General features: G+C 45.2%; 3 protein-coding genes, 2 rRNA genes and 1 pseudogene. 3 read left to right on the top strand and 3 right to left on the bottom strand.

Annotated features, from left to right (window positions below; translation table 11 throughout):
- Positions 1 to 135: ribosomal RNA gene (locus tag MsAg5_RS02835) — 23S ribosomal RNA — on the top strand; the annotation flags it as partial.
- A gap of 124 nt (positions 136 to 259) precedes the next feature.
- Positions 260 to 381: ribosomal RNA gene (gene rrf, locus MsAg5_RS02830) — 5S ribosomal RNA — on the top strand.
- Positions 382 to 784: 403 nt separating this feature from the next.
- Here the strand turns inward: rrf and MsAg5_RS02825 are convergent.
- Complete coding sequence (locus MsAg5_RS02825; protein WP_338099105.1) at positions 785 to 1,717, bottom strand: pantoate kinase; 933 nt, start codon at positions 1,715 to 1,717, stop codon at positions 785 to 787.
- A 22-nt stretch (positions 1,718 to 1,739) separates the two neighbouring features.
- Complete coding sequence (gene coaBC / locus MsAg5_RS02820; protein WP_338099104.1) at positions 1,740 to 3,332, bottom strand: bifunctional phosphopantothenoylcysteine decarboxylase/phosphopantothenate--cysteine ligase CoaBC; 1,593 nt, start codon at positions 3,330 to 3,332, stop codon at positions 1,740 to 1,742.
- A gap of 257 nt (positions 3,333 to 3,589) precedes the next feature.
- Here coaBC and MsAg5_RS02815 point away from each other — a divergent pair.
- Positions 3,590 to 4,360: pseudogene (locus tag MsAg5_RS02815) on the top strand (23S rRNA (uridine(2552)-2'-O)-methyltransferase); the annotation flags it as partial.
- Between the two features lie 813 nt (positions 4,361 to 5,173).
- Here MsAg5_RS02815 and MsAg5_RS02810 read toward each other — a convergent pair.
- The gene (locus MsAg5_RS02810) at positions 5,174 to 6,856 is read right to left on the bottom strand and encodes an AMP-binding protein (protein ID WP_338099102.1); all 1,683 of its coding nucleotides are present in this window, start codon (positions 6,854 to 6,856) and stop codon (positions 5,174 to 5,176) included.
- Positions 6,857 to 6,893 lie beyond the last annotated feature (37 nt).

Raw genomic sequence — 6,893 nt, 5'->3', positions numbered from 1 at the left:
AAGCTCGAAATCAAACTCAAAAAGAGACATCAATAAGGACACTCATAAAAGATGAGGTCAATAGAAACGGGATGTAAGCATCAAGGCAACGAGGTGTTAAGTCCGCGTTCACTAATTGTCCGTTCCATCACAAACTTGTTTCTTCGGGCGATATCTGAAAATAACCAAAACAAACAAAAAAAAATCTCAATCCATACATGGCAAAACATTTAAATCACAAAATCCGTATTCATTCATTCTCCAACTTAAAGCAAAGGTCTTTGGCGGCCATAGCGGCGGGGAAACTCCTGTACCCATACCGAACACAGAAGATAAGCCCGCCGGCGTTCCTTACTGTACTGAAGTGTGCGAGCCTTCGGGAAATCTGGATCGCTGCCAAAGGCCTTTCTTTATATTATTTTAAACTTCCTCAAATTATTTATTAAATTACTTTAGCTACCTTTTTTGAACTAATTGTCATGCGATACCCGTGGGTCGGTTTTTAATTGCGTTTCCCATGCGAACCCATTCGGCAAACATCTCTTTTTGGGGGCGGCGGCGAGCGCGACGAAAGATAAGATGCCGATTTGATGCGTTTTTTTGAAATGGACAGTTGGTTTTGTTAAAACTATGGCTGTTCACACCGAAACGCAAATCAGACGCCTTTGGCGTCTGATTTTGCGGATATCGCAAACAGTAGTAGATTAGATTGACAGCTGATCAGATTAACAGATATTCAGAAAATAGAATCAGATGAAAGCAAAAGAAAAAACAGAGTCATAAAAAATAGTTTTGTAAACGGAGGTCAGATCAAAGTGGGTCCATGATTTCCGATTTTACATTCATACACGGTCCCATATTTCTGAAACGTTTTCAGAATATGTTCTTCTGCTTCTTTTTCCAATGTTTTGTCTTTGAAATCCTTTGTCATGGCAAAAACCGTATTTCCAAGCATGGCTTGAGCTGCCATTCCCATATTTTCATCAACCGCATCAATGGCTTTTCTGGCATGACTGCTCAGAAGACCGATTTGGTTTGTAAAATTAAACGATTCTTTCATGAATGATTCAATCGTTTTTGTTTTCCGGAAGTTTTCCATCGCCTTTTTTCCGGCGTCATTGATCGCTTTGATATGTTCCGGATTTGAAATCACGTCTTTCGTTGACAATTCGCCCATGACCAAACAAAAGACTTTCTTTTCCGGCGCCGGTATTTTGTAAAACTTTCCGAATTGAGCCCCGCCCGGCTTTTCCCGAAGAACAAGACCGCCCAGAGATTCGCCGGCAACGTCGCCAAGACCGCTTCCGGCTTTAACCTCAGCAACGTGTGCCATTTCCACCAAATCGTCTCTTGAAAGTCCTAAATTTAAGGATTCATTGATGGCGAAGGCTGCTCCAAGGGCGCCGGCAGCCGAGATTCCGAATCCGCTTCCCGGCGGGAAATCACTGACGCCGGATATTGAAAATTCAAAAGAACGGTTGTATTTCATTTCCGCTCTTTTTTTCATTTCGGAAACAACGGCTAAAGTTGTTTCTCCCGGCTCTTTTTTCCCGTTCAAAATGACTTCCGTTTTGTTCGCGGAAACATTGACTGTTGTCAAAAGACCTTTGTCAAGTGCAATGCCGCAGCCAATGGATCCTTTTTGGTGCGGGTCGTCATGGTTGCAAATTTGAAAAAAACCGGTGATGTGTCCGGGACAAAAGACCGTTTTTGGACTGAACTCTTTTCCTTTATTCATAATATTCATCATCAGTATCGTTTTATTTTTTAAAAACACGTCCTTTCATCTGAACCGGTTTCTTATAACGGCCGGATTTTTGGTTTTGGTTTTGATTTTGGTTTGGATTTTGACTTTGATTTGGATTCCCGGTTTGCTTCTCATCATCCGGTTTGTCTTCTTCATCCGTTTCGTTCTTTTTCTCATTCAACTTTTCGTCCAGCGTTGTCGAATTGACCAAATTTGCAATTGTTTTTGTTTTCTTGTCAACAAGTTGATTGATGCCGGTCGATTCATTTTGATTCTTTTGTCCTTCTCGGGCGGCGATAAAATTTAAGATTTCATCGGCAATCATTTCTTTTGAGCCCGAAATCGGAATCCATTTGACAATCAAATCTTTAAAGACCAAATAAACATCGTTGTCATCGGTCCCCATTCCTTTTTCCTTGACATTGTTCGCGACGACGACATCGGCGATACCATCGTTTATTTTTTGAGCGGCCGAGTCGATGAGTTCCTCAAAAGACATTGCCGTTTCCGCTTTAAAAGCAACGACCAAAAGATCCGGGTCTGCTTTTTTGGCTTCTTCAATCAGTTTTTTGGTCGGGTGAAGGGAAAGAGTCAGCTCGTCTTTTCCGGATTTTATTTTTTCATCCGTTTGGTTAATTGTATAATCTGCAATGGCTGCAGCACTGATCAGAATATTCTTTTGTCCGATTGTTCTTTTTTCTTTGATCTTTTCAACAATGGCTCTTGTCATTTCTTCGGCGCTTTCGGCATAAATCTCATTCAAGTGCGGCAGATCCAATCCGAGTTTGTTCCGGTGAATCAAAAAGACTTCCGCTCCCTTTTCGTAAGCCGACAGAGCCAGTGCGTTCCCGGTTTTTCCGGAGGCGCGGTTTGTTAAAATACGAATCGGGTCAATGCTTTCAGCCGTTGAGCCGGATGTAATAAACACATTTTTGCCGGCAAAGAACGCCGATGAATCGGATTCGCCGTTTTCTCCGAGCGCACGCTTGACGCGCCAAACGATTTCATCGTTGTTGGCGATTTTCGCAATGCCTTCTTCCATTCTCGGGCCAACGACTTCGATGCCCCAAGACTCTAAAGTTTTCAAGTTTTCCAACACTTTCGGGTGCCGGTACATGGATTCATGCATTGCGGGGACAATCATCACATTTTTGCCTTCACCGATGGCGGTTGTTGCAAAAGTGGTGACCGGCGTATCGTCGATGCCGGCGGCAATTTTAGAAACGGTGTTGGCGGTTGCGGGGGCGATTAACAAAAGATCGGCTCGGCCTTTCGCGCCGAAAAACTCGACGTGTTCCACTTTTCCGGTCAATTCCGTCATCACCGGATTTCCGGTGGCGTAATGAAGCGCATTCGGGTGAATGATTTGGCAGGCAGCGTCCGTTGTGACGGCAAAGACGTCGGCGCCGTACCGAATCAATTCCCGGGCCAGCGTCACGACCGAAACGGCGGCAATGCTCCCGGTGACGCCGATCACGATGGTTTTTCCGGAAAGCAATTTCCCTTTCGATTCCGAAATCCAGCGGGTCGGATGCACATTCGGATTCTGATCTGAATCCGGCAATTGATTTTGATTATCTTTGAAATTATTATGGGGATTGTTCATTTCCGTCACATTTTTTGTTCAATATTTGAATGATTTTTTGATAATGTTTTGATAATGTTTTGACAATGTTTGATAATATTTTGAAATTATTTGATTTTTTTCAATAAATAACATTAATCATAAATACATTTAACCCATTCAAACCGAAAATCAATCAGAATCATTGATCTAAATCAAAAATTATTGTCTAAAAGACTAAAACGTCAAATTATCTCAAATATATTCATCAAATTATTCAATCATCAAAGGAAATTTTTATGGCACGAGATCAAAGGGATTATTATTATCATCAAGCTCAAAAAGACGGTTACCGCTCTCGAGCTTCTTACAAGTTGAAACAAATCAACGAACGGATGAATGTCATCAAAAGAGGCGACACCATTGTCGATTTAGGCGCCGCCCCCGGCGGCTGGCTTCAAGTCGCGCGCGAATTGTCGGGCGGGCGCATTCTCGGTGTCGACCTCCAGCCGATCCGAGAAATCGAAGGCGTCACCACGATCAAAGGAGACATCACCGCCCAAGAAACAATTGACAGGATTTTGGAATTTTCCAAAGGCGGCGTTGACGTTGTTTTGTGTGACGCGGCGCCCAACCTTTCCGGAAACTGGGTTTTGGACCACGCCCGCGGGATTGAGCTCAACGACGCCGCGTTTGAGTGCGCTAAGAAAATTCTGAAGCCCAAAGGCACTTTCGTTGTTAAAGTCTTCCAAGGCGATTTGTTCAAAGACTTTTACGACCGCGTCAGCGCCGAATTCGTTTTCGTGAAATCTTACTCGCCGCAAGCGTCCCGTTCGACCAGTGCTGAAATTTACGTGATCGCCAAACGTTTCATCACCGCGCCGATTCGCAAAAACCATTTGTGCGCAGTTGAAATTACCGGCATGGGCGAGTCCGGCGACGGCGTTGCCTATTTGGACGACTTCGTTATTTTTGTCAGCGGTTCCCAAGTCGGCGACAAAGTTAAAATCAAAATCGAAGATGTCAAACCAAATTTTGCGTTTGCGACCATCATTGAAAAATTAGACGAATTGCCGGAAGACCCGTATTTGACGCCGAAATACGTTCCGAACATGACGCACAGCTTTGCCAAACCGGATCCGAACGCTCCCCAAAGGCAGAAAATCTTGCGTGTTCGCGACCGGAGTTTGGATATTGACAATTACGTTCCGCCGGAAGATGAAGAGGACAATGAGTTCAGCTGAACGTTTTTAAATTAAAAGTTTGGTTTTGTTTGTTATAAATGTCAAGCAAACCTTCCCGCAAAATCAGACGCTTTGCGTCTGTATTTTGCGGAATTCCATATGCAAGATACATTAATTTACAGCAGATTGTATTTATTGCTAGCGTATTTGCAGTTTGCACCTGCAGTTCACTGTTTTTAGATTTCAGATTGTACCTACTGTTTCTAACAATACAGGTCTTTCCTAATCTGTTTTTCACCTTCTGTTTCTGACAATACAGGTCTTTCCTAGTCCGTTTTTCACCTTCTGTTCCTAACAATACAGGTCTTTCCTAATCCGATTTTCACCTTCTGTTCCTAACAATACAGGTCTTTCCTAGTCCGTTTTTCACCTTCTGTTCCTAACAATACACATGTTTCCTAATCCGATTTGCTGCAACTGTTTCCAACTAAATTGCATCTGATGGCGGTATCCGTAAAATACAAACGCTGTCGCGTTTGATTTTACGGGGTGGTTTGCTTGATTTTTCAAAAACCGCCCCATCGTTTTCAAAAATGCAAAACAAAAAAGTGTCGCCGTAACGCGCGCGCATGCCGTTCGCCAAAAAAAGAAACAAAAATCGAAAAACAAGAAAAAATAAAGAAAAAAAGATTGAAGCGATTAAATCACTTCAATACCCTGTTTTTTACAAAGCTCAAGACTCAGTTCCCTCAATTTGTATTTCTGAATCTTGCCGCTTCCCGTCATCGGGAACGCTTCCAAGAAGAAAACGTACTTGGGAATCTTGTAACGCGCAATCTGGCCGCGGCAGAAGTCTCGGACGTCTTCCGTCGTCATTTTGGCGCCGTCTTGCAAAATAATGAATGCGCCGACTTCTTCGCCGTATTTTTCGGACGGGACGCCGGCCACCTGAACATCTTTGAGGCCGGGCATCTTGTACAGGAATTCTTCAATTTCGCGCGGATAAATGTTTTCGCCGCCGCGGATAATCATATCCTTAATGCGGCCGGTAATCTGGAAGTTGCCGTTTTCATCCATAATGCCGAGGTCGCCCGAGTGCAGGAAACCGTTTTCATCGATCGCCTCTTTGGTCGCTTCTTCATTCTTGTAATAACCTTTCATCACAAGGTAGCCGCGGCAGCACATTTCACCCTGAACGCCCGGCGGGCATTCGGTGTTGGTCTGCGGATCGAGAACTTTGACTTCCGTAAACTCAAACGGCCGGCCGACCGTTGTATAACGCACTTCCGCCGGATCGTCGATTCTGGTGTGGGTCATTCCCGGGGACGATTCGGTGAGGCCGTACACGCTCGTAATTTGCAAATACATTTTCTCACTCACCTGGCGCATCAGCTCGATCGGACAAAGGGAGCCGGCCATGATGCCGGTTCGGAGGCTCGTCAAATCGAACATGCTGAACATCGGGTGGTTGAGTTCGGCAATAAACATTGTCGGAACACCGTAAACGCCGGTGCAGCGCTCTTTGTGAATGGACGCGAGCGTGAGCAGCGGATCGAATTTTTCAATCATCACTTGCGTGCAGCCGTGCGTCAGACAATTCATGGTCGCCAGCACAACGCCGAAACAGTGGAAAAGCGGGACGCAGACGCACAACTTGTCGTCTTGCGTGAATTTCATGTGTTCGCCCGTCAGGTAGCCGTTGTTGGCGATGTTGTGGTGTGACAGCATAACGCCCTTGGGAAAACCGGTGGTTCCGGAGGTGTACTGCATGTTCACAACGTCGTGACAGTTGACTTCCGATTTGGCTTTTTCCAAAACCTCATCTTTAATGTTGCTGCCCAGCAAAAGAACTTCGGCCGTGTTGTACATGCCGCGGTGTTTTTCCTGGCCGATGTAAATCACATTTTTCATGTGCGGGAAACGCTCGCTCTTCAGGTGTCCGCGCTGGCAGGTTTTGAGTTCCGGCAGCATGTTGTACGTCATCTGAACGTAGTCGCCGTCAAACGTTCCGTCGATAATGCACAGCGTATGCATGTCGGAATTTTCGACAAGATACTCCAATTCGTGCTGTTTGTAGCTGGTATTCACCGTGACGCAAACCGCGCCGATTTTGGCGCAGGCGTACAAAAACGTGAGCCAGTCCGGCACGTTGGTCGCCCAAAGTCCCACATGATATCCTTTTTTGACGCCGATCGCCAAAAGGCCTTTGGACATGTTGTCGACGCGTTTGTTAAAATCCTTCCACGTAAATCTCAAATCCCGGTCGGAATACACAATGTATTCCTTGTCCGGCGTCGTTTCCGCCCAATATTCGAGCCATCCGCCGAGCGTCCGGTCGGAAAGCTGAAGATGTTGGCTGCTTTGTTCCGTTTGTTCTGTCAAATTCATTCCCCCGATGTGTCTGTTTGATGCTGACTTT

Source organism: Methanolapillus africanus, from assembly GCF_032714475.1.
Taxonomy (GTDB): domain Archaea; phylum Halobacteriota; class Methanosarcinia; order Methanosarcinales; family Methanosarcinaceae; genus Methanolapillus; species Methanolapillus africanus.
The sequence above is the reverse complement of the archived record's forward strand: the minus strand, read 5'-3'. Positions and strand labels throughout refer to the sequence as shown.

Excerpts from the sequence above, each read along its gene's own strand:
- MsAg5_RS02825 (WP_338099105.1), bottom strand. The coding sequence starts at position 1,717 with ATGAATAAAGGAAAAGAGTTCAGTCCAAAAACGGTCTTTTGTCCCGGA.
- coaBC (WP_338099104.1), bottom strand. The coding sequence starts at position 3,332 with ATGAACAATCCCCATAATAATTTCAAAGATAATCAAAATCAATTGCCG.